We start from the raw sequence: 23294 nt of genomic DNA on the forward strand, positions 1-23294 counted from the left end.
ACCGCACAAAGTTTTTTATCTGCCGCTCAACATGCGGATATTTTTTTGTCTATTGTTCTTGTTCTGGAGTACGAGCGAGCTTAAGTCGTAGTTCTTCTTTAGCTGCTTTAGATTTTTTCGTAACTGGTTCTTTGCCTTCTGCAATACGAGCTTTATTAGCTTTAATCTGTTTTTCATCACGGAAGCTGAAACGAATAGGCGTTCCCGCAAAATTGAATTCTTCACGAACAAGACGTTCGAGATAGCGCTTATATGACCAGTGGATAAATTTAAGATTTGAACCATAAATAACAAACCATGGTGGTGACATATCTGTCTGAACCATGTAACGCAGTTTTGGATGCGTGTTTTTAAGGCCTGCAGGCGGATGTCGCTGAATTGCAGTCTGGAGAAGATCGTTTAAGACACGTGTCTTACATTCGGTCTTGCGACGTGCATCGATATCAAGTGCAAGATCAAATAATTTCGTGACATTCTGTCCCGTAACGCTACTTGTAAAAATAAGTGGAGCCCAGGGAGTAAACTTAAATGTTCGGCTAATAGTTGGTGCAATTGCATCCCTAGTATAAGCATCCTTACCTTCGACACTGTCCCACTTGCTTATGACGATCGCCATTCCCTTACCTGCCTCGTCGATAATACCAGCAAGACGCTGATCTAATTGTGTATTAAGCTCGTTTGCATCCATGAGGAGGAAACAAACGTCTGATTCCTCAATAGCTTGAAGTGTACGTAGAACGGAGAATTTCTCGATACCGACTTCTTGCTTACCTGGTTTACGCATACCAGCAGTATCAAGAAGTTCAATATCTCGGCCACCATATCGAACTGAAATGCGGTTCACATCACGAGTTGTACCTGCAATGTTTGCAACAAGTGCCTGTTGCTTACCGGCAAGTGCATTGAATAAGTTTGACTTACCAACGTTTGGTCGTCCAATAAGTGAAACCCTGAGAACATCATCAGGTGTTTCTTCATGTGCCGCAGGAATCATGCTAACAATTTCATCGAGTAACTCTTCTGTACCCTGATTGTGCTCAGCTGAAGTTCGGAGAATTTGTTTTATACCGAGTCGTTTGAATTCGTCACTCGGAAGACTCTCTTTAAGATCAGATTTATTAGCGATAAGAATAACTGGCTTTTTACTACGAAGTGCTTTTTTGGCAACAACTTTATCTTGGTCGCTGGCATACTGACTACTATCAATTACAACTAAAATAACGTCAGCTGCATCAGCGGCTTCAGTAATTTGTTCCTGGATTGATGCTTCAAAATCATCGTTAGGATCTTTAAGACCGGCTGTATCGACGAGCCAGAACGTGTGATATTTGTATTCGACGCGGCCAAGTACGTTGTCTCTTGTCGTACCCGCTTCTCGTGCGACAATTGCCTGCTGAGATTGGACGAGACGATTAAAAAGCGAACTCTTACCGACGTTCGCTTGACCAATGATCGCAACTGTTGGAAGTTTTGAAGCCATAACTTGTTCGATTATAACAGATGTCAATTATATTGACAATGTTAATTTGTAATAGTATAGTATGTAAGATTATGAGTCAGACGAATGAAACGAAGCCACCATTTCAAGATGCTACGGAACATGTAAATCCTAGCTTTGATAATGCGCGTCGCGTTGAGATGATATTTGATAGATTACATTTTCAGAAATTACTTGAATTTGTTAATACAGTCTCCTTAAAAAAGGACCTCGTCGCAAGACGATAAGATTATCGAGTGTGGGAGTCAAGTAGCTCGGCTGAAAGCTCGACATTCCTTCGGATAATCGAGCTGCGTGTATCCGTGAATAAATTTGTTTACACTAGGTTTGGGTGCTTTACTCTGTATCGGATGCTCTGCCTAAGATATGTTTTGCGCTAATGAGTACTATTATAAAATGGAGCACAGCAAGAGAAGGAACCCATAGAATGTATGTATAATTACCTATCCAGCTACTTAGCCATAGACCGACCATAATCGCAATAATGACACCATAAGTAAGCCAAAATAGCCGCAATAAACCTCCAAAATAAGAAAACTGTCTATTAACAAATCCCACCCAAGCTATAATTAAGAACACTAATCCAAGCCCAAGGATAAATGAGAAGAATACGATACTCATGGTTGCGCCACTATCACTAGGATTACTAAACCACCATACATTGAGACTTTGAGCGAATCTAATGATCAATCCAAATAATACACTACCATATACAGCTATATTGAGCGCTGGGTATTTTGGCCACTTCCGACGGAATGATTTTTGACGTAATTTATCATCCATTTCTCTCTGCGCGTAGGTTTTTGGTTTTGGATATAGCGCAGTAAGGTTAGACCGATCTGCGTCACTCAGCTTAAATGATTTAGTTTCGTACACGTCTGTTTGAGCGTAATGAGAAATCTTTGGTTTATCGGTCATACATAAAACTCACTATATTACTCATCTCGAATATCGCGTATCGGTGGGCGCCGTGCATTTCTAATAAGTGGCTGAATACTGGCCACTATGCCGATTATAAATATTGAACCAATGGTAACCGGTAGAAGCGGTGATCCGAGGTTGAAAAGGCTGAACATTGGAGCGCCATCAACAATACCAAAGGAAGTCACGGCAATATCTGTCAGTTTTTGAGCGTACACATAATTGACGGCGAGCGCGGCTACAATGCCTAAAACCGTCGAAACCACAGCAATCCTTAGAGCTACCAGCAAGATGTACATGAAGTAAACAGCAGTCACATCACTGCGTTTTGCCCCCATTGCTCGGTACACTGCCGTCTCTTTACGGTTCTCTGCCATGATGCGTGATACCGTAAACCAGATGATTATCGCCGCCATTGCTAGGGCAACCGGGAAGGCAATCGCTGCGATTCGGGTAAATAGTTTGCTGACCTCATCTAAAATCAGGTAGTTTGAGCCATAAGGGCTGGCGAAAAATCTCTTGTCACAATTTGATGCGGATACTGAACACGTTTCATTAGTTAAGAATGTCCGTGCGTTATTGACAGTAGTAAATTCAAGAACATGTGAGACAAAATCATCACTACTGTCTTGCGGCAATGCTGCGCTTTTGTCCTGTATATCGTCAATTTTCAACGATGTCGGCAATGCACTGTACATTTGAATCGGGATATCAAGCGTCGATGAGTAATTATCTTTCGACACGAGTAGGCTCTTAACATACTCATCAATACCCTTTGTGTAGTCGACATATGACTGGGCATATTTGATGCCAACAATCTGGAATGTAATCAGGCGATGCTGTGGCGCTATGTATGTACCAAGTTTTTTCTGATTAGTTTGAGTATTACGGTCAGCCTGTTTTTCACCAATAGTGCGTGTATCCTGTTTGATAACAACATCACCACAGGCTGTCGTTGGATAATCATAAATAAGGCTTGGTTTTATGTAACTTGCATTGCTTTTGTTATTTTCCATGTCAGCATAGTCACTTTGAATTTTTTGAAGTAGTGCTTGCTCCGTAGAGTTACGATGGCAAACTTGATAGGTCTGGCCATTCAATTTTGTCTGTATGGACTTCAACCATGAACGCTTATCACTAGCAGTATCAGGTTCTTTGCCGATACCAACCTTTGTACCAAACATCGAAGCAGCTTCCTGGGCGGAAACGACCACCGGTATGCCCTTTAAGGTTGTTGTATTCGATGTGAGTACATAGCGACTAAGCAGATTTTGGTCCGTGAAAGCGTAATAACCATTGTGGATAGCATTGATATAATAGCCATAGGGTGTTGAATCTCCAGATTTTTGATCCGAATCGCCAAAATTTTCTTTGCCATTTTGTACAAGGCGAAGATCAGGTAGTGACGCAAGGAGAGCTGTCTTATCAACAATGTAGTAGCCGCTTGCTCCATACTTGCTCCCCGCTTTTTTTAGGTCGCTAAATTTGTTAGTAGCTGTTTTTGCATATGCATCAAATTTCTGAGCGTTAAGTGCCGTGATGACTGGCGATGAGAAATTGATCCTAACTCGCTGTTCCTCTGGAAGCGTCTTTGACGCTGTAGCATCAGGAGTAAGGGCTGAGATTTCGATCGATGCGTCATATGTGAGGCCAAGCGACTTGTATTTATCACGTAGGGTCTGATAATACTGTTGCTCGAACTCTTTTATTTCACGAATATTTTCCAGACTTGGTGGGTTTGAATAGTTTACGTCTGTAAATGGTATATTTGGAGAAACATTGACAAGATAGCGGTCATTGCCAGCCCTTTTTACAAATTCAGAAGCACTTTTTTCTGCACCAGTAAAGACGATGACTACTGTAATAAGTGCAGCAAATAGAAGACTGGCGACAATAATGGAGGTAATTAGTACTGCACGTTTGGAGCGGAGTTTTGTTTGGGCGAGCTTCAATGAATATGATGGTCGAATCATACAATAGTCCCATCCCTGAGCTCAATTACTCGATCAGCCTGACGAGCGATACTTGCGTCGTGCGTCACAACGATGATGGTCGTGCCAAGGCTATCACGAATACTACGAAACAACTCAATAATAGAATTACCATTGGCAGAATCAAGATTACCAGTAGGCTCGTCTGCCAAAATAATACGAGGGTTATTGATAAGCGCGCGTGCAATAGCAGCACGTTGAATCTGGCCACCCGAGAGTTCTTTTGGGAAATGATTAGCGCGTTCGGATAATCCAACCTGTTCTAGGAGAAGCTTTACCTTGCTGTTGATATCTTTCTTATTTTTATTCGTGAACATGGCAGGAACTGCAAGATTATCTTTTAAGCGCAAGAACGGCTGTAAGTAAAACGACTGAAAGATAAAACCTATAGCCTTCTGCCGCAGCTCACTGAGTGCGTTATCGCCAAGATTAGTTGTTTCTTTTGATTCAACTCTCACGATTCCGTGTGAAGGTTTTTCTAAGCAGCCAATTATTTGCAAAAGTGTACTTTTACCACTTCCACTAGAACCTGTAATAGCAACAAATTCGCCTTTGCCTATCGAAAAAGTGACATCCTTGAGTGCATCAACAGTATTTCTTCCAAGTTTGTATCGTTTTGAAACACCCTGAACTGAAATGATTTCTTCTAAGACTGAGCTATTGGACACACCATTATTATGACTAACTCTCTTTTGCCGTTGAGCTGCGTATATAAAAAGTGCCGAACTAGCCTCAGAAGCGTCACCACTAAACAGTGAGAGAAACTCTTCTATTTTATTGTCTTGAATATTTGTCATGCTCTTTGCGTGCTTCATAGCTAAACGTTCTTATGGCTATTATAGCAGACGGATATATAGCCTAAGTCGATATGCTGTCCGTAATACCAACTATTAACATCGTATAATTTGGGATGTCTGGAGAAAATCTTCAGACATTCTTAGTAGAAAGGGCTCGTCATGAGTCTTAAGAAAAGGTTTGCAACTGGCCTTTCGGTCACTGCACTCGTGATTAGTGGACTGTTCCTGGCACCTGCTGCCGCGAACGCCACACTCAATCCACACCAGCTCGACCAAGGAGACTTCACGGCCTCCTGCATGGCACAGTACGGACAAGCTGGTTGGGCAGCCAAGCTGAAAGGTAACACGCCCTACAACGCCTACAGCTGGAAGTGCGTCTACAACAACTCCACGAACAGCGCTTCGTGGAGAAGCGTCGATGTCAACTCCTACTGCCAGGCGCACTGGAGCGTTTACGCTGCTACGCGCAGCTCGAGCGACCCCAACTCCTGGTACTGCCAGGGCTACTAGGAATAACCCCCGGTTCTCTTCGTGAGGGCAGGGGGATTTCCATATCTAAGCCTCTCCATCTAGCTAATCTCAATAATTTTGATGTAAAAAAAGAAAGCTCGTGTTTTCTCGTAAGAAGCATGAGCCTTCCGAGTTGATTATACCAGATGCTATCTAGTGAGCAGGTTATCTATAATATGATCCACCATTTCAACCACAGTTGCGTCTAAAGGATATGGAGCCTGAACTGTCGTGAATATTCCGGTTGATAAATCAGAATAGATTAGTTGCAATCATAACGGTGAGCGTGGCTTTGGTTCACTGAAGTTCGAGGGGTAGAAGATCTTATGGAAGATCGACTACCGTGACCAAGATCTTAAGTAATAGCGTGATCCGCTCGACAAAGCGTGCGGCCGGGCACTAATGGTGGTGTTGAGGAGTATTTGGCTTCTCTGTCCTGAGTAGGACGAAAAACTGCTCACAAATATAACCTACTATGAAAAATCAACTGGAACACTATATAAAAATCATGTCTATAATGGCGTGATTTCTTTTATTTTAGTTATATCACCTAGCGCATATCAACGGTTTCGTACTCACCTATCTTCATATCACCAAGTGAATAACTACCAAAATTAGTCCTGTGGAGTTTCACAACATCATAGCCAAGGCTACCAAATGTGCGGCGAATTTGACGATTGCGACCTTCATGCATTGTCACGCGCCATCGCTTACTATCTCCCTCTATCATACGTTCAAGAGACAGCTTACTCGGTCCGTCTTCTAGTGTTACCCCATAATCACTGATCATTTGTTGGTGAAGCGCAGCAAGCGCAGGATCAATCTCGCACTCATAGACTTTTGTCTTTATGAATTTAGGATGAGTCATTTGATACGCAAAGTCACCATCGTTTGTTAACAGAATTAGACCTGAGCTTTTTCGGTCGAGGCGACCAACTGGCTTTAGAGTACGGTACTCATCAGGTAGAATATCGTAAATGGTTGGACTATCTCCCTGCTGCCGGCGAGAACATACATAGTTAATAGGTTTATTAAAGGCAATGTACTGAAATTTAGTATTTTTGCCAAGAAGTTTATGGTCCACAAAGATGTTATCGTCATCTTTAAAACGCGCACCAAGCGTTGCCATGACATCCCCTATGTGTACGTGTCCATCATCAATAAGGTTATCTGCTTCACGTCGAGAAATTCCTAATTCGAGAGCGAGGTGTTTATTAAGTCTATTTGTTGCAGGGTTATCTTGATTCATATCCCTACAAGTATAGCATTATTGCTGAGGTGGCTGAGCACCGAAAGGACTTGGGATAGTAGGTGGAGTCGGACGAGGGGTTTCCTCGAACTGTATACCTGGTAATTGAGGCGTTTGCGCTACTGCTGCTGGAGCAGCGGATACAGGCTGAGGAGAAGGCTGTTGCTGGACTGGTTGTTGCATCTGAGGTGGTGCTACTGGTGTTGGTTGACTCACTGGTGAGAAAGTTGGCGCAGGTGCTGGAGCTGCAGCAACTGGTTGTGGAGTAGGTGTAGCATTATTAAGTTCCTGTGAAATGAGGGCAGCCATATCCTGAACAGCAACGTCTGGAGTGATAGGATGGATGACTCTTTCACCAAGATTAGCAGGCCTCGCAGTTGAAAATGGAGCAGTTGGCTGAGGTAAACTATTTACGACGGGTGTTGGTTGACTCACTGGTGAGAAAGTTGGCGCAGGTGCTGGAGCTGCAGCAACTGGTTGTGGAGTTGGCGCAGGTGCAAATTGCTGTACAGGCTGAGGTGAAACTGGCGCAGGCTGTGGGGCTTGGGTAGTTGCTGGAGCAGGTGCGGGACGCATAGCAGTTGGAGCTGGCGCAGCACCAAATGCTTGAGCCGAAGGATGGCTTATTGGTGCATCACCGAGTACATCATGAACAGTACGAACAACATCCTCTATACCAACTTGGGATTTTACAAGGTATCTATCTGCACCGAGTGCTTCACCTCGTGCTCGTTGATCTTCGGAGCTAAGAGCAGTCATCATAATAACTTTGATATCTTTTGTTTCAGTTGTTGAACGAAGGATATCCAGCATATCGAAGCCGCTAATTTTCGGCATCATAACATCGCTAACAATTAATTGTGGTCGTTCTTTTATCGCCATTGCAAGTGCTGCTTCACCGTCACCGGCTGATACGATGTCATAACCCTCTGCGAGGAGTCGAACACCATATATCTCGCGCAGACTCTTGTCATCTTCTACCAGGAGTATTTTGGTCATATTATCCTCTATTGTACTAGGCACTTGTTAAAATTACTATAGCTCTTACGTTTAATTAGGTGGATTGTTCCCATTTCGTACAGGAATACTTATACCACTTGTTCTAGCGGCCTGTTGATACTGTTCAGGATGTTGCTCGATACTGTTAATTGAGATATTAGGCCTAGTGTATATAACTTGCTGCGGCTCAGGCTGTTGGACTGGTGCTGGAGCAATTTGCTGAGGGTATTGAACAGGAGGTACGGCTATTTGGACGGGCGTAACCATAGGCACTGGTTGTGGTGCGACTGGAGGTGCTACCTGTTCAGGCTCAGCGTGTACTGGAGCAGCGATAGGCTGAGCTATCGATGCTTGTCGTGCTGCTTCTGCATTCTCGGCCATCTCTCTCGCTTTTTCTGTCGCAGCTTCATCAGCTAGCCGTGCAGCCTCAACATTATCTAGACGAGGTAGTTCAAGATAGAACGTACTCCCCTTCTTATATTCGCTCTCTAGCCATATACGACCGTTCATGGCCTCTGCAAGCCGTCGACATAAATAGAGTCCTAGACCTGTACCGCCAATTTCACGAGTATCACTGTTGTCGACACGATAGAACTTTTGGAATAAATGAGAAATATCTTCTTTTGGTATACCAATTCCACTGTCGGCGACACTTACGGTAACATGTTCAGCATCGCCACTCACATCGACAATTACTTCTCCGACGAGTGTATATTTAATCGCGTTTTCTAAAAGATTAGCAATTACTTCACGAAGATGATCGTTGTCGACGTATGTATAAAATACAGGGTTAAGGCGACGCTCTGTTGTCTTAAGTCCAGCCGCTGCAAATGGTTTGTATGTAACAGTTAGCCCTTTTTCATCTGCTTTAGGGCGAAGTCCTTCAATAATGTCGCCAGTAAACGTAACAAGATCAACAACCTTCGGATTATTCGCTAGTCGTCCATCATCTGCTTTTGTGACATCCAATAAGTCCTGGAACAATCTTCCAAGGTGCTGGGCTGATTCATGGGCTTTTGTGATGAAGTCACGTGCTTTAGCATCTATTGTTGCTGTCGCAGGATTGAGAGTGAGGCCTAAATAACCTTCTATAGATGCGACTGGTGTGCGCATTTCATGGCTAGCTGTACTGATAAACTCTGCCTGCTCACGCTCTTCGGCTTTTTCTTTAGTAATATCACGAAACACAATAATAACACCCGAGCCTATTGATCCAGCAGGAGAAACGACAATAGAAACAAGTAATTTTTTATCAGAATGAGTTAACAGGGATAATTCATTTGTACTAATTTGTTGATTTGTATTAAGAGCTTGAAGGATTGGGTCATTCCCCGGATCAAGGGTTTTATCTTTACTGTCAGTAAGCCGCATGACAGACTGGTAATTTAACGCTAAAGCATCTTGCTTCCCCCACCCTATCATTCGCTGTGCTGCAGGATTAATAAGTTCAACAACTCCCTGGCTATTGAGGGCAACAACGCCATCAGCGATAGCGTTAATGACGACTTCCGAAGTGCCTGCAACTTGACTCAGTTCATTTGCAAGATCCTTATATGCTTTATCGTCTCCCGATTCTGCCTTTGCTTTTACGTGCCAGATAAAAAAACTAATAATGAGAGGTAGTTCACCAGCAAGTGCCGTCGTTATTACTCCCTCACGAGTCAGCGTATGGTCAATAAATGACATAACCATATACCCAGTTGTTGCTATAAGTAGAGGTAGGACTCCGTATATTCCGAATACACCAGCAAATATAGCAATAACCATCCACAGTGCGACGAATGGAGACACAACCCCGCCTGTACTAAAAATAAGCGTTGCAGCAGTTGCAGCTAGAATAAGATACGCAGATAAGCTTAAGGCAAAGATGTATTTGCGGGGTGCGAAAAGATACGATATAAAGCCCATACAAAATGAGGCCACTGCAAGAATGGCCGCCATATCACTAATAAGTAAAGAGGCACTTAAGGATTTGACACTTGAATCAAAAAAAGCCCAGCAATAAAGCCCAATGATAGTAAGCGCAATTAACATTATCGCTTCGCATATGCGGCGATGCCAAAATCGGTTAAGCACTATTGGCTTGATACTAACTGCCCCCCTATGAGTACGTAAAATGCTTGAGGTAAGTATGACTGATAAAACTCATTTAGGCAAGGTCTTTTGTGGTACCATAATGGGAGCATAGGAGGTGCTTATTTTATGACAGACTTTATTATTAGATTTCTCATTGCAGGTGGCGTCATGGGTGTATTCGACGCTTTTTGGCTTACTGTTGTTGCAAACAAGTTTTATAAAAGTCAGATAGGTACTCTTCTTCTTGAAAAGCCAAACATGACGGCTGCTATATTGTTCTATATTATTTATGTTGTTGGAGTTGTTGTGTTTGTTATTAGTCCTGCTCTTGAGAAAGGTTCGTGGCTTTATGCACTTACCTACGGTGCTTTATTCGGGCTAGTTGCCTATGCAACCTATGACCTTACGAATCTTTCGACAATTAAGGGCTTTACCGTCAAGTTAGTAGTTGTTGACTTACTCTGGGGTGCATTTCTCACCGCTGGAGTGTCTGTCATTACCTATGCAATTATTAGGCAGTTCTTTTCATGAGACAACAAGTAACAGTTTTTGGGGCTAACGGTAAAGTAGGTAGTTTAATTGTTGAGGAATTATTAGGTCGTGACTATAAAGTAGTCGCATTCGTCCATAATCAATCGGCGCTCAAACAATCCGATCAACTTAGTATTGTTCAGGGTGATATCTACCAAGCAATTGACGTCGAGAAAGCCCTTGATGGATCTGAGATGGTTATTAGCGCACTTGGAAGTTGGGGTACGCCAAAAAAGGACATACTTGCAACAGGCATGAGCTTTATTATTCCAGGCATGAAAAAAAGAAACATAACAAAGATTATTTCGTTAACTGGGGCCGATGCAAGAGCTAAGGGTGATAAACTGAGCCTCCTCCACCGTATTTCACATATTGGTATATCGATTATTGGCCATAAAGTTCTTTTTGACGGCGAAAAGCATATTCGTCTTCTTGAAGAAAGCAAGCTTGACTGGACTGTCGTTCGTTCGCCAATTATGTCGTCATCAGCACCTGTCACTGATATGTATAATCTAGGAGATAGGCGCCCTGCCCCATGGAAAACAATTAGTAGACAGCTTGTTGTCCTATCGATGGTTGACCTGCTAGAAAATCATACCTGGACCCGAAGGTCGCCTTTTCTTGGAGAAGATATAGATACATAACACTATCTATTTATGATCAGTCCTAAGTTACTATAGGTCTATTATTTCTTGTCAGTACGAGAGAGTTTTGAGGGCCACCATATGATCTTTCCTAGATCATACGCAACTGATGGAACGAGAAGTGACCGAACGATAATTGTGTCAAGTAGCACTCCGAATGCAACAATAAAGGCAATCTGAGCCAGGAATAGAATTGGTATGATGCCAAGTGCAGCAAAGGTAGCAGCAAGCACAACTCCTGCTGAGGTAATGACGCTACCAGTCTTACCGAGTCCACGGATGACACCACGTCTGGTTCCGATAATTTGTGATTCTTCTCGGACGCGTGTCATAAGGAAAATATTATAATCAACGCCAAGTGCTACAAGGAAAATAAATCCAAATAGCGGCACAGAAGCATCCGCTCCTGCAAACCCAAAGATATAGTTGAAAACAAGTGCCGAAACGCCAATTGCAGCAACGTAACTGATCAAGACACTCACTATGAGAAGTAGTGGTGCAACAATTGCTCGAAGTAATAGTATGAGAATGACGAGAATGACAACGAGGACTATTGGAATGATTTTGTATAGGTCATTACGAGCTGTTTCGTTTGTATCAAGTGATGTTGCGGTCGCTCCCCCCACTAATACACTTGAATCAATTGCCGGGAGTTGGGCACGAGATAGTGTAACGACTGATTCTGCCTGTGCTGAATCTGATTCAGTGGCGCTTAGAGTGACATTGATAAGTACTTTACCATCAACAATTTTTGGTAGTCCGGGGGCTGCTCCTGGCCGCTCACTTCCTCCGGTGTAGACAGTAACTTGACTCACACCTTCAAATGATTGTAGTTTACTTACAACCAGATTAACTTTATTCTGATCTGCAATCACCACCATCGGTGTACCGATTGCTGCATTAAAGTGTTTTGCAATGACTGCTTGACCATCAACTGCCTGCGATTTGGATAGAATGAGTGCCGTTTGAGGTACGCCACTCGCCCTTAACTGCAGGATACCAAGTCCAGCGACAAGTAGTACGACAAGCGATACCATCCAAGTCAGGCGAGGCTTTGATGAAATGAGCTTTCCAACGCCCCGCCATAGCTTGCCTATATCACTGTTATTCTTCGTATTTTCAATATGTTGTTCTGGCATAAACCTTGGACGTACAGGCCAAAATGATCCACGACCGAGTACGACAAGTAGCGCAGGTAAAAATGTTATTGTTGAAAGAAATGAAAGTGCTATGCCGGTTGCTGCCACTGGTCCGAGGCTTCTGTTTGAGTTTAAATCTGAAAATAATAAACAGAGTAATGCCAGTACGACGGTTGCAGCGGATGCGGCAATTGGCTCAAATGATACTTTCATCGCTCGCCATATTGCAATCCATTTTGATTCAATGTGAGCAAGGGCTTCACGGTATCGCGCTACGAGAAGTAAAGAATAATCAGTTGCTGCACCGATAACAAGGATGGATAATATACCTTGACTCTGACCATTTAGTTGAATCCAGTTCTCTTTAGCCATGAAATAAACGACTAGAATAGATGCACACAGTGCGAACATCGCGTTTAGCAGTACGATAAATGGTAGCGCAACCGATCTGTAGACAAGTAGTAAAATGAAGAACACAACGCCAAGCGCGACAAGTAGTAAAATTCCATCTATACCCCCAAATGCCTTGACAAGATCAGCGCTTAAACCTGCTGGACCAGCTACATATGCCGTTTGACCTTTAGGAGTCGTATCATTAACAGTACTTCTTAAATCAGCAACAACTTTGCTGACATTTTTAGTCTCAGCAATCGGAACAATAAACTCCACTGATAAATTATCTGATGAAGGAATTGGGCCGATTACCGTGACTGGTTGATTTGCAGTGGTTTGTTTGACACCCTTGACACCAGAAACACTTTCTATAAGAGGTTTGTAAAGCTGGAAATCTTGAGGCGAGATTTTTTGTTCTGACTCAATAACAATAATTGCGGGAATAGAAGTTGAATCTTGAAATTTACTTTGAAGCGCTTGTACTTTAGTTGACTGGGCACTTGCAGGTAAAAATGAGGATTGGTCATTAGATGAGACTGATGACAATTTGCCAAACGTAGGGCCACCTATACCAGCAACAATAAACCAGAGGATTATAATAATAATAGGCAAAGAGATGCGCAGCCAGGTATGATTTTTAATGTATTGTAATATGCTTGCTAAAGGATTGTTACCCATATTCTTTCATTATAGCAACTAAGTTATACATTTATGATAGATTTTATAATAATATCTGACCTATATTTAAGCAAAATAGTCTAAAATAGGACTAGATGAAAAAATATTCTTTGATAATCATACTAGTTATAGTAATAGCGCTAGGATTCCTGACAGTTAAATTGTTCAGTAAAGATAACAAAGTTCAGACAGTCGTGCAGACTAATGGGACATATATCGCACTGGGCGATTCTGTTGCTGCAGGCATCGGGCTTGGAGATTATACTGACTCAAGTGCGTGTGATAGGACAATACATGCATATCCAAATGCTGTCGCGACTGCACTAAACTATAAATTACAAAGTGTCGCGTGTAGCGGTGCGACGACACAAAATGGACTTATCGGTACACAGGTTGTCAATAAATTAGCTATTGAACCACAGCTAAATTCTTTACTTTCGGGGACTAAGCCTAATTTAATCTCAATGACAATAGGTGCTAACGATGCAAATTGGACCTCCTTTATACAAAAATGCTACACGGGTAACTGTGGCTCAGATGCTGATACAAATGCCGTCAATGCAGGTGTTGCAGCCGCAACTACTAATTTAATCAATGTCTTTTCTCAAATTCAGTCTACCTATCCAACAGAAACACCAAGGGTAGTTATCACGGGTTATTACAAGCTGTTCCCTGCTAGTCCAAAGGCAAACTGCACAGAGCTTGTGGGTATTGATCAGCAAGAGCTTAAATGGATTACTACCCTACAAAATACAATTGATGAATCACTCAAATCTGCAGCATCAGCATATGATTTCGTAACCTATGTGCCAATTGACTTTAGCGGTCATGAGCTCTGCACAGCAAGTCCATGGATACAAGGGCTTAGCGACAAAGCTCCATATCATCCAACACTTGACGGCCAGGCTGCCATTGCTAATCAAATTGTCACAGCGCTTAAAACGAATGGAGCCATTAAATGATCACTGTTGAAAAATTAGTCAAAAAGTACGGTAAAAATGAAAATGAATTTATTGCACTTGATACCGTTTCTTTAAAGATCAAAAGCGGGAGTACACTTGCAATCATAGGTAAGAGTGGCTCAGGCAAATCAACTCTCATGCACATCATGAGCGGGCTTGATCGTCCAACGAGTGGAAAGATAGTAATAGATGATGTTGATTTGTTTAGTATGAAATCACGTGAGATGGACAATTTCAGAACAAGCAAGATGAGTTTTATTTTTCAAGCGTTCTTCATTCAAGCAAATCAAACTGTCTATCAAAATGTAATGTTGCCTCTTCAGATTGCAAAAGTTCCTCGTGCTAAAAGAAAAGAACTCGTGATGGAAGCATTGAAGTCCGTAGAGCTAGAGACAAAGGTAGATAATTTAGCTAATAACCTCTCTGGTGGACAAAAACAACGACTTGCAATTGCAAGAGCAATTGTTAACAAGCCGCATATTCTCTTTGCTGATGAGCCTACGGGTAATTTGGATAGCGTCACCGGTGACCGTATTATGAAACTCCTCTTTGATCTGAATAAGCAAATTGGATGTACTATTATTCTCGTCACGCATGATCCCGATTTAGCCAACCAGTGTCAGGCGCAAATTCAACTTAAAGACGGAAAGATTACAGCATAATGTTTTTACTCGATATCGTACAGCGTTCGGTCCGAAGTCTCCTTAGCGCAAAGGCTCGAACACTACTGACTGCATTCGCTATGGCGGTCGGTGCTTTTGCACTCAGTCTTACACTTGCTGCGAGTAATGGTGCAACAAACTATGCGGATAATATTGTTAAAAGTAACTTTGATCCAAGTGAACTTATTGTTAGTGCAAGCAAACTGTTATTTAGCTCTACAGATACAAGTAAACCACAAGAGTATAACCAGAATTTTAGTAGCGTTCTCACGCCAGGTGGAACATCTACCCAGGTTGAGAATTTGAGTGATAGCGATATCACACGGCTAAAAGCGATTGATGGTGTAGAATCGATTCGTACGACAAATACGGTCAGCCTTCAGTACGTCACACGTGACGGACAGCGGAAATATTCCGGAACTGTTCAAGCGTACAGTAGCTATAAGTCGCCTGAACTGCTTGCTGGATCCGTTAGCGGAAGCCTAGCTAGTAAGACTGTTATTTTACCAGAAGGATTTCTTAGCTCCCTTGGATTTAGCTCAGCAAGCGATGCTGTTGGAAAGAAAATTAGACTTGGCGTACAGGAACAGGTTGACCAGTCGTCACTTATAACTTCATTTCTACAAAACGGAAGTGCAAGCACCGATGCATTAGCTCAGAATACAACAACAGAAACTGATTTCAAGATTGTTGCGGTAAGTAAAACGCCAGCAGTTCTTCTTCAGCCGAGTGCAGGCCTCTACCTGACAGCAAACGAAGATGACTTAAATACTCTTAAGGATATCTCGGTTAAAGGCACTACTAGCTACCACAAGTATCTGTCGGTCTATATTAAAGTAAAAGACGGTACGGATATTAATAAGCTCACTGCCGTCCAGGATCAAGTTAAAAAGTTAGGCTACGGTGCACAGAGTGTTCTCGACACCCAAAAGACAATTACTCAGGTAATTACGGTGCTACAAAGTATCGTGTTGGTGTTTGGGCTTATTGCCGTCGTCGCATCGGTGTTTGGAGTAGTAAATACAATGTACATAAGTGTCCTCCAACGCACGCAGGAAATTGGGCTCATGAAGGCGCTTGGTATGCATAAATACAATATTAATCAGCTGTTCCTGTTTGAGGCAGCACTCATAGGCCTTCTTGGTGGACTTATTGGATCGGCTATTGCTGTTGGTGCTGGTACGCTTTTGAATCCTTCGATATCTAAATTACTCAATACAGGCGACGTAAGGATCTTAGATTTCCATATTGACCAGATAGTCATGCTTGTTTTGGCACTTACTGTCGTTGCCATGGTTGCAGGTTTTCTACCAGCTAGAAAAGCTGCTCGCCTTGACCCAATAGACGCGCTTAGAACTGAATAGTAAGCAAGGATATATAGATTTAGATTGTTACGCTTGAAATTCATGCGGATGGAGGTTTATTATGACCTACAAGCTTGATATCGCATCAGTCACTATAATCTTCATTTCATCTTCGTCAATAAAACCATTATCAATTAAAAACTCAATATATTTTTCAATATTCTTCTTGAGGTTTTTATTTTTTGTAAGAAATATAATACATGGGTATCCCTCATGTGGCCACTCCCCGCTTTCATAATGTTCTATACATTGATTAATTTGCTTCTTGATAATGAAAAACAAGTTATTGCCAGCTAGTTCAATAAAGTATTCGTGTGGTTTTGTAATATCTGATTCGTTCCTGCGAATAAACAACTTAGGTAAAGGACGTGGGAAATGGCTGTAATTAGCCAACTCGTACTCACTAAAAATTGTGAATATGTTTGGGTATAGTGAACGTATGCGTACGGCTGTCTCAAACGCTTCAAGCGCGCTTAATACAAATTGTTCGGTCGAAGTACTATCTTTGTACCTGGAATGTAACACGCCTTCATTCAGTTCTATCTGCTCTCTAAGATATTTTATTGACTTACTCGTAAGATGATAGCGAGCGCCTTGTCCTATTAATTTATAGCTTGAATTATAACGACGTCCTAAATAGCCATTTTTATGGAGCTTTGAAAGTAATTCATAGGATGCATTTTTATAAGTAGATCGATAAGAAGCGATAAGGTCAGCAGTAACGAATCGGAATTTGTAGGTAATTTTAAGGATGGTAAGTTGGGTAGAAGTAAGTGGTTTTGGAGTTGTTGCCATTGGTAGTCTCGTAGTGATAGTAGGTTATTGGAGCTAATGAGTATGAGTGTTTCTCTCCTATACGAAGTATATATAGAAGGAGAATAAATACAAGCTTATCAATCTGTTATACTATCAATTTTACTTGGTCATCGACAACCATATAAAAAGAATTAAAATTATAATACATTACGGTTCCTTATAGATGCAAAAATAGCTCAGATACAACAGGTAAATGAGCTTTTCCACGTTTATTAATCTTTGAATTAATTCTTGGTAACCCTGATTGAATCGAATTGGAACGATATACTTGTGGAGTTTACTCGATTCGCGTTTCTTATGAGGGGTTTATCTCTGGCGTAGAACATTCGCTTTAGGAGTGAAAATAGGACTACTTATGATGGTATTCGTGTGTAAGAGCATGCCCCTTACCTCTCTTTAGCAAATAAACGTTAACTGGGAATGCAACAATAAATGCTGCCATAAGCGACACTATGCGACTTAGCCAGTAGATGGGATGCGTCAAATCTTTATCCATTGCCCCAGGAATAAGGAGCATCATCAAATTATCCATGATAGTCATCGTTAAAATCGAGAGCGTGTCGGCGGCAAAGACAAGTTGAAGTGCTTTTTTGAATGGTATATTAGCCTTAATAAGTGGCCATGTTGAAACGGTATATCCGGATAAGAACGAAAGTATCGAAGCTAGGATGATAGTACTATGAGGTGCAAAACCTAAGTGCGTACCAATTGTTACTCCTATCATTTCTCCAATCGCACATCCCAACAGACAATGCAGCGTGGCATTGGCCGCCATCATTTTTGATGACATTTGAAGATAGTGTTCGTGGTGATTGTGATGATGCGTAGAATCCACCATTATTTGCTTCTATTGTTGTTTAGTTCATATAAATTCAAGAGTTCTTCGAGTGCTTTTTCCTGGCTACTTTCTACGCCAGAAGACATAGCATCCGCAACGTGCGTTCGGAGATGGTTCTCGAGCACAAGCTTATTAAGGGACGCAAGTGATTTTTGAATCGCTAAGCTTTGCACGAGAATATCCATACAATATGCATCTTCATCGATTTTTTTCTCAAGACCTTTCATTTGGCCTTCAATAATTTTTGCTCGGTGGAGTGCTCTCTTTTTTATAGAATCAATCATATACACATTCTAATACCCCCTAGGGGTATTAGTCAAGCAAGAATTATAAACACCATCTCCTTTACATAGAGCTTATGGGAATCGAACGAGTTAACAGATAAAAAATAGAGACCTATCCATTGACAGTTATTCTTTAAAGTGTCAAAATACTACCAACCCATTCCAACAACCACAGGAGCCACAATGGGAGCCCTTCTTGCACCAGAAGTATTTGGACCGGCTGTTGTCGGCTTACTCATTGCCACGAAGATATCCTCTGGCGAAGAAACGACACTCTCGCATGTCTGGAGTATTGTGAGCGACCTTCGGAGCGAGAGTCTAGTGCCCCCCTTTTTTTTGTCCAACCAGACGAAAGAGTTATGAGAGCTGTACAAGACTCGATTCCTGCATTCGGACTAGCAGAGCGGGCACTCCCAAATGGTGGTTACTCTGACTATGTCCTGATTCGGCGCCTACAAGTCAGCTGATATCAAGCCCTAAAGATCGTGTACACCTCGCTACTATTTATCGTCATTCGGCGGAGGTAGTAGCGAGTCATTTTTGATTGTTTCAGAAATATATTGCTTACTACCATCGTATTTGAACGATTATTGCTAGTGCCGTGATGCTAAATGTAATCTATCAGAAAACTAGAAACGACATTGATACGCCGTTGCTACCGCTGCCACTACCACCACTCGAGCCACCCATGATGACATACGTCTTCGTAATCCATGGCGATGTCACTGATACTGGCTTGGTGTTGAATGAATATGAAGAGAGTGGACCGTTCGAATCGAACATCACGATACGTCCTCCGCTATTATTGTCTACGACGGATGTGGCACTGGTCGGTGCGGTCGGCGTACCACCGAGAACCTTACCGACATAATCAAGTCCCACCCAGTCTACGCCAGGATCTGGGTACGTAGTGACACCGGAATATGAAGCGGTAGTGCTCGAGCCTGCCTGCCCGAGTACATTTGTAATCTGAGTCGCTGCATCGATTCCCGAGTATACGATATAGCCTAAATGCGTTACACCCGAGAAAGTAGGGAAGCTCTCGCTACCAGTAGAGACTTTCCTCACTACGCGCATCGAAAAAGCGTTAGTACTGTCTGACGCCGAGCCGGTGTCGATGTAGCCAGCAGGCAACAAAGGTGTTGTCGAACCCGAAAAATTAACCAGCACCAAGCGGATAAGGTCACCGCTATAGTTCGTACCGAGTGTGGTCGTACCGACGGAGCCGCCGCCAGAAGAGCTCCTCAGCATGTCACACTCACCGCGGAAAAGTTAAGATGTGTAATACACCAGAGTTCACTCTCTTGATTTTCTTCCAAAAGGCGAGCGATCATAGTAGTCTCAATTGGCTCTCTCCGATTAATTACGTTATGGTTTAATTCTAGGGCTATTTCTACACCGGGTCAATGGGTGCAAATGTCAGCATCACCACAACAACAAATGGTGTTACTGGTCAGCGCCTGACAATAGAGTATATACAAGATGCATCTGGTAACAGAACGTATTGGTGTGAAATTTCTCGTGCCATTGCAGTACGATAAGTAGTTATAGTGATTTCTTAGTACCGACACATACTGCTCAAAAATGCTTCTTGGCCTCTGTAATCAGTTTCGTAAAATTGCCTTCTTTGGAGCAATTTTCAATAACGTCCCAACCTACGTGCAAATAGATTTGAGAACCCACAAAAAAAGCTCACTACCAAAGATAAATGAGCTATTTCAGATACGAACTTCATGCCAATCGATTTATGGTGATCTCACCGGGAATCGAACCCGGATTGCCAGGATGAGAACCTGGCGTCCTAACCGTTAGACGATGAGACCATTTTTACTCTGATAACTGTAGCAAAGATACGCTTCCCTGTCTAGGCGGCGGCATCTAATGCTTGGATGACAGAAAGTAGTTTTTTTGGTGTAATTTCTGCCTTAATAAGATATGCATCGGCGTTGTGTTGCATTGCTGCTCGTGACTCTTCGTCTTGATCGAAGTTTGTCATGACTATAATCTTTGTGTTTGGGATTAGGTCTGTTTCACCACCTCTAAGAATTCCAAGAATCTCATTTCCACGTCGCTCCGGAAGCATGACATCGAGTAACATTAGATCGTAGGGCTTATTACGAGCAGCTACCAGCCCATCATTACCATCAACCATCCAGTCAACGTCATAGCCGGCTTTTTTGAGGCTACGTACATACATTTCACCTATAAAGCGGTCGTCTTCAATACATAGAATTGTTTTAATGGCCATGGTTATCCCCTAAACATCGAATGATTTTTGATCCAGCCACTGCCGTGTTCGATGAGTCCTTCATTACTATTATTGTTGAGTTTAAGTTTTTCTGCAACTGTACTATAAATCGGGAGCGTAAAGCTAAAAGTTGAACCCTGCCCTTCGATACTCCTAACGCTAATGGTGCCTCCATGAGATTCGATAATTGCTTTTGTAATATAAAGACCAATACCCGTACCTGCAACCGTTTCCCTTGATCGGTGTGAACGATAGAATTTATGGAAAAGATTACTAACAACGTTACTCGGCATACCAATACCAAAATCTTCGACCGAAACTTCTACCATTCCACCATTGACCCTTGCGGTGACATTGATTTGCCCACCTTCATTACTGTATTTGAGTGCATTATCGATTAGATTACCAAGAACTTCACCGACACTCGCGGCATCTGCGGCAACCGTTGGAAGATCAATCGGTAGTTGAACGGTTAAGAAGCGATTTTGAGCCATAGCACGAAGGTTCATATCGTCTTTGATTGTGTCATAGATATTACTAATTGTATCTTCGTGGAGATGTATCTTAAGGTGACGTCTGTCGTAGCGTGAGGCATTTAAGATGTTATTAACATAGCTGCTTAAGCGATTAGCTGATACGACGAGCCTATTAAGCAGTTCGACTTGATCTGCTGCAAGTACTGGCTGCAGTTCATCGCCAAACACATCCAAATAGCCTCGTATAACCGTTATTGGACCACGAAGTTCATGTGCAGCAAAGGCGATGAAGTCTAGGTCGTCGTCTTCCGGCTGATAGACGCTTGTACGCTCGAATAGTGTTATTACTACTTCTGCTTCACTACCCTTTTGATATGAGGCGGTTATATCATAGATATGACGGTTCTCTTCACCGGGAATTTTATCTGAAACACGTTGCCAGACTTTTTCAGCGTGAACTGCATGCTCTTCACACTCGTCAAGCCAGTCTCCTAATGTGTGACCATTTTCAAATAAGAGGTCTATAATAATTGCACCATCTGGATCTGTATGAATTGGTGCTTTTGGATTTGCATAAATAACACGACGATTTTTATCAAGCATCATAAACCCAACCGAAGCGTCACTTAACGCAGTTTCGAGATTGGCATGAACAACTGCTACCTCTTTTGTACCTAGTGGCGTGATTTCTTTTCTTCCAGTCGCTAGCTCATAGATAGTTTGCAGTAGCGGTCCAAGACCATTTTTTTGGAATTCCTCTTTATTTGGATTGGGTGGAGTGGTGATTGATGGCTCTCCTGAAATTTCAGTAAGTGCATCAGATAAATGTCTCAATGGCTTCATAATATAAGCGGCTACGGATATATTAATACTGAATAAAAAGAATGCTAGTCCAGCGAGTGTTACCCAGAAAAAAGGATCTGTTGCTGAAGACGGTCGAACATACAGCAGTAGTACACCGAATAATAATGTTATGAGGACCTGCGTTGCAGTAACAAAGAAAATTGTTTTTGCATGATATTTTGGCCAAAAATCACGGACCATTGGAGGTGCACTGACTTGTTTTGTCTTCTCTACTGCCATGACACACTCCCTGTACCATTTGGAACTGCGCTGATCCATGTTTGCCCCCTGTTGAGCGGTACATCTTTACCAAGATCATCGGTAAAAGTTATCTGTGAGAGGCGGTCCTTTTTAGTCCATGTAACCTTTTGTGCAGTTCCATTTTGAAAGATGACCGCAGTTCCAGTACCTATCGTCGTAATGCTTTCACGATATCCATCTTCCATGACGAGCGACATATCAACATTCATATCTATAACGACGCTTGGCGTAATCTGGCCACCTTCTCTGTCAAGATGTGGAGCGCCAGCGAGGTTTCTATTATATCGGTTATTAACTTTATCGTAAGTATAGCTCGTATTATAAAGTGGTCCACTTATATTTATTGCTATAGACGTTGCATCTGGTTTATCTGCAGGCTTACCATCCTTACGCGTGAATCCTGTAAATTTTGACGTCGTATAGCCCTTAGATGCATTAAGTGTATCGAGTTTTGCAAAGCTCGTATAGACGTTATGAGGCGCATAACGGTCGGTAGCACGCCAGTATGAGCCACCATTAAAGAACTGATCAATGTCACGGTAATTACCATTTCTTACTTCCTCAAGTGCAGCTGCACTACCTCCAACGTGTGCAACACTGGCATTAAATGCAGCCAACCAATCTACGTAATACATGCGGACACTGCGTACAGGACCGATGATTTGCGGTTTATCTTCTTGGTGAAGAGTTAGAAATCGCGTGATGCCGCCCTCTGCGACCGCTTCAAATACAACACCTGCATCTTTTAGTCCTGACTGTGGACGAGCGTCGGGGCTATTTTCGATCATAATAGCCGTAACAGCCTGTGTGGTGGCGGCTTCAGTGTCTACCTTTATGCCTGTAAGGGGTGAATAAAATATCGGAGCTGGTTTTGGCTTGGGTGCTGTAGTAACAGATTTTATCGTTTGAGCGACAGGCTGTTTATTAAAAATAACCAGCGCAACCGTGCCCGTAATGACTATTAAAATAGCTCCTATGATGCCATATGACATCGCCCGATGAGTACGAACCCATCTAGAGAGTTTACTCAAAAAAGGTGTTTTTTTAATACCTTCGACAGGTTGGTTATCTTGGTTCATAGCTTAAGCGTTATTATAGCAGATGACGAAACTGA

The 23294-nt window shown here is 42.4% G+C and carries 23 protein-coding genes and 1 tRNA gene; 8 read left to right on the forward strand and 16 right to left on the reverse strand.

The window, feature by feature from the left end; all coding sequences use genetic code 11:
* Positions 1–49: 49 nt before the first annotated feature.
* The gene (der, locus tag ABIS22_04345; GenBank protein ID MEO7741115.1) at positions 50–1480 is read right to left on the reverse strand and encodes a ribosome biogenesis GTPase Der; all 1431 of its coding nucleotides are present in this window, start codon (positions 1478–1480) and stop codon (positions 50–52) included.
* 71 nt (positions 1481–1551) lie between these two features.
* On the opposite strand from der, the gene ABIS22_04350 reads away from it, so the two are divergent.
* Positions 1552–1725, forward strand: coding sequence for a hypothetical protein (locus ABIS22_04350; protein ID MEO7741116.1), 174 nt, complete (start codon positions 1552–1554; stop codon positions 1723–1725).
* Positions 1726–1834: 109 nt separating this feature from the next.
* On the opposite strand, the gene ABIS22_04355 is transcribed toward ABIS22_04350, so the two are convergent.
* The 6 genes from ABIS22_04355 to ABIS22_04380 all read right to left on the reverse strand — a co-directional run bounded on the left by ABIS22_04355 (position 1835) and on the right by ABIS22_04380 (position 9999).
* A complete protein-coding gene (locus tag ABIS22_04355) occupies positions 1835–2416 on the reverse strand; it encodes a hypothetical protein (protein ID MEO7741117.1) in 582 nt (193 codons plus the stop codon).
* 17 nt (positions 2417–2433) lie between these two features.
* Positions 2434–4392: an FtsX-like permease family protein gene (locus ABIS22_04360; GenBank protein ID MEO7741118.1), complete on the reverse strand. Its 1959-nt coding sequence runs from the start codon at positions 4390–4392 to the stop codon at positions 2434–2436.
* Positions 4389–5225, reverse strand: a complete 837-nt coding sequence (locus ABIS22_04365; GenBank protein ID MEO7741119.1) for an ABC transporter ATP-binding protein — start codon at positions 5223–5225, stop codon at positions 4389–4391. Before ABIS22_04365 ends, ABIS22_04360 begins: the two co-directional genes overlap by 4 nt.
* Positions 5226–6267: 1042 nt before the next feature.
* Positions 6268–6966 (reverse strand): pseudouridine synthase, encoded by a 699-nt coding sequence (locus tag ABIS22_04370; protein ID MEO7741120.1) that lies wholly within the window; start codon positions 6964–6966, stop codon positions 6268–6270.
* Between the two features lie 18 nt (positions 6967–6984).
* Positions 6985–7965, reverse strand: a complete 981-nt coding sequence (locus ABIS22_04375) for a response regulator (protein ID MEO7741121.1) — start codon at positions 7963–7965, stop codon at positions 6985–6987.
* A 51-nt stretch (positions 7966–8016) separates the two neighbouring features.
* Positions 8017–9999, reverse strand: coding sequence for an ATP-binding protein (locus tag ABIS22_04380; protein ID MEO7741122.1), 1983 nt, complete (start codon positions 9997–9999; stop codon positions 8017–8019).
* A gap of 168 nt (positions 10000–10167) precedes the next feature.
* Here ABIS22_04380 and ABIS22_04385 point away from each other — a divergent pair, with 168 nt between their 5' ends.
* On the forward strand, positions 10168–10572 hold the full coding sequence (locus ABIS22_04385) for a DUF2177 family protein (GenBank protein ID MEO7741123.1): 405 nt from the start codon (positions 10168–10170) through the stop codon (positions 10570–10572).
* Positions 10569–11216: an NAD(P)H-binding protein gene (locus tag ABIS22_04390; GenBank protein ID MEO7741124.1), complete on the forward strand. Its 648-nt coding sequence runs from the start codon at positions 10569–10571 to the stop codon at positions 11214–11216. The genes ABIS22_04385 and ABIS22_04390 overlap by 4 nt, the downstream gene beginning before the upstream one ends.
* Positions 11217–11257: 41 nt before the next feature.
* On the opposite strand, the gene ABIS22_04395 is transcribed toward ABIS22_04390, so the two are convergent.
* Positions 11258–13426 (reverse strand): MMPL family transporter, encoded by a 2169-nt coding sequence (locus ABIS22_04395; protein ID MEO7741125.1) that lies wholly within the window; start codon positions 13424–13426, stop codon positions 11258–11260.
* Positions 13427–13521: 95 nt separating this feature from the next.
* Between ABIS22_04395 and ABIS22_04400 the strand changes: the two genes are divergently transcribed.
* The 3 genes from ABIS22_04400 to ABIS22_04410 are packed head-to-tail and all read left to right on the forward strand — an operon-like array spanning position 13522 to position 16414.
* Positions 13522–14388, forward strand: coding sequence for an SGNH/GDSL hydrolase family protein (locus ABIS22_04400; GenBank protein MEO7741126.1), 867 nt, complete (start codon positions 13522–13524; stop codon positions 14386–14388).
* Positions 14385–15050: an ABC transporter ATP-binding protein gene (locus ABIS22_04405; GenBank protein ID MEO7741127.1), complete on the forward strand. Its 666-nt coding sequence runs from the start codon at positions 14385–14387 to the stop codon at positions 15048–15050. The genes ABIS22_04400 and ABIS22_04405 overlap by 4 nt, the downstream gene beginning before the upstream one ends.
* On the forward strand, positions 15050–16414 hold the full coding sequence (locus tag ABIS22_04410) for an ABC transporter permease (protein ID MEO7741128.1): 1365 nt from the start codon (positions 15050–15052) through the stop codon (positions 16412–16414). Before ABIS22_04405 ends, ABIS22_04410 begins: the two co-directional genes overlap by 1 nt.
* 66 nt (positions 16415–16480) lie before the next feature.
* Here the strand turns inward: ABIS22_04410 and ABIS22_04415 are convergent, their stop codons facing one another.
* The 3 genes from ABIS22_04415 to ABIS22_04425 all read right to left on the reverse strand — a co-directional run bounded on the left by ABIS22_04415 (position 16481) and on the right by ABIS22_04425 (position 18352).
* Positions 16481–17209: a hypothetical protein gene (locus tag ABIS22_04415; GenBank protein MEO7741129.1), complete on the reverse strand. Its 729-nt coding sequence runs from the start codon at positions 17207–17209 to the stop codon at positions 16481–16483.
* 370 nt (positions 17210–17579) lie between these two features.
* Positions 17580–18068 carry a DUF4396 domain-containing protein gene (locus ABIS22_04420; protein ID MEO7741130.1) on the reverse strand — a complete coding sequence of 163 codons (489 nt, stop codon included), beginning with the start codon at positions 18066–18068 and terminating at the stop codon, positions 17580–17582.
* Complete coding sequence (locus tag ABIS22_04425) at positions 18068–18352, reverse strand: metal-sensitive transcriptional regulator (protein MEO7741131.1); 285 nt, start codon at positions 18350–18352, stop codon at positions 18068–18070. Before ABIS22_04425 ends, ABIS22_04420 begins: the two co-directional genes overlap by 1 nt.
* A 183-nt stretch (positions 18353–18535) precedes the next feature.
* On the opposite strand from ABIS22_04425, the gene ABIS22_04430 reads away from it, so the two are divergent.
* Positions 18536–18715 carry a hypothetical protein gene (locus ABIS22_04430; GenBank protein MEO7741132.1) on the forward strand — a complete coding sequence of 60 codons (180 nt, stop codon included), beginning with the start codon at positions 18536–18538 and terminating at the stop codon, positions 18713–18715.
* Positions 18716–18973: 258 nt separating this feature from the next.
* Here ABIS22_04430 and ABIS22_04435 read toward each other — a convergent pair whose 3' ends face one another.
* Positions 18974–19603, reverse strand: a complete 630-nt coding sequence (locus ABIS22_04435) for a hypothetical protein (protein ID MEO7741133.1) — start codon at positions 19601–19603, stop codon at positions 18974–18976.
* Positions 19604–19758: 155 nt separating this feature from the next.
* On the opposite strand from ABIS22_04435, the gene ABIS22_04440 reads away from it, so the two are divergent.
* Complete coding sequence (locus ABIS22_04440) at positions 19759–19893, forward strand: hypothetical protein (protein ID MEO7741134.1); 135 nt, start codon at positions 19759–19761, stop codon at positions 19891–19893.
* A gap of 207 nt (positions 19894–20100) precedes the next feature.
* Here the strand turns inward: ABIS22_04440 and ABIS22_04445 are convergent.
* The 4 genes from ABIS22_04445 to ABIS22_04460 form a co-directional block, all read right to left on the reverse strand.
* Positions 20101–20175 (reverse strand) — tRNA-Glu (locus tag ABIS22_04445).
* Positions 20176–20216: 41 nt separating this feature from the next.
* Entirely contained in the window at positions 20217–20600 is a 384-nt protein-coding gene (locus ABIS22_04450) for a response regulator (protein MEO7741135.1), read from the reverse strand.
* 2 nt (positions 20601–20602) lie between these two features.
* Complete coding sequence (locus tag ABIS22_04455) at positions 20603–22159, reverse strand: HAMP domain-containing sensor histidine kinase (GenBank protein MEO7741136.1); 1557 nt, start codon at positions 22157–22159, stop codon at positions 20603–20605.
* A complete protein-coding gene (locus ABIS22_04460; protein ID MEO7741137.1) occupies positions 22150–23259 on the reverse strand; it encodes a DUF3048 domain-containing protein in 1110 nt (369 codons plus the stop codon). The genes ABIS22_04455 and ABIS22_04460 overlap by 10 nt, the downstream gene beginning before the upstream one ends.
* Positions 23260–23294: the final 35 nt, after the last annotated feature.

It is taken from the genome of Candidatus Saccharimonadales bacterium, from assembly GCA_039928925.1.
Lineage (GTDB): Bacteria > Patescibacteriota > Saccharimonadia > Saccharimonadales > Saccharimonadaceae > UBA6022.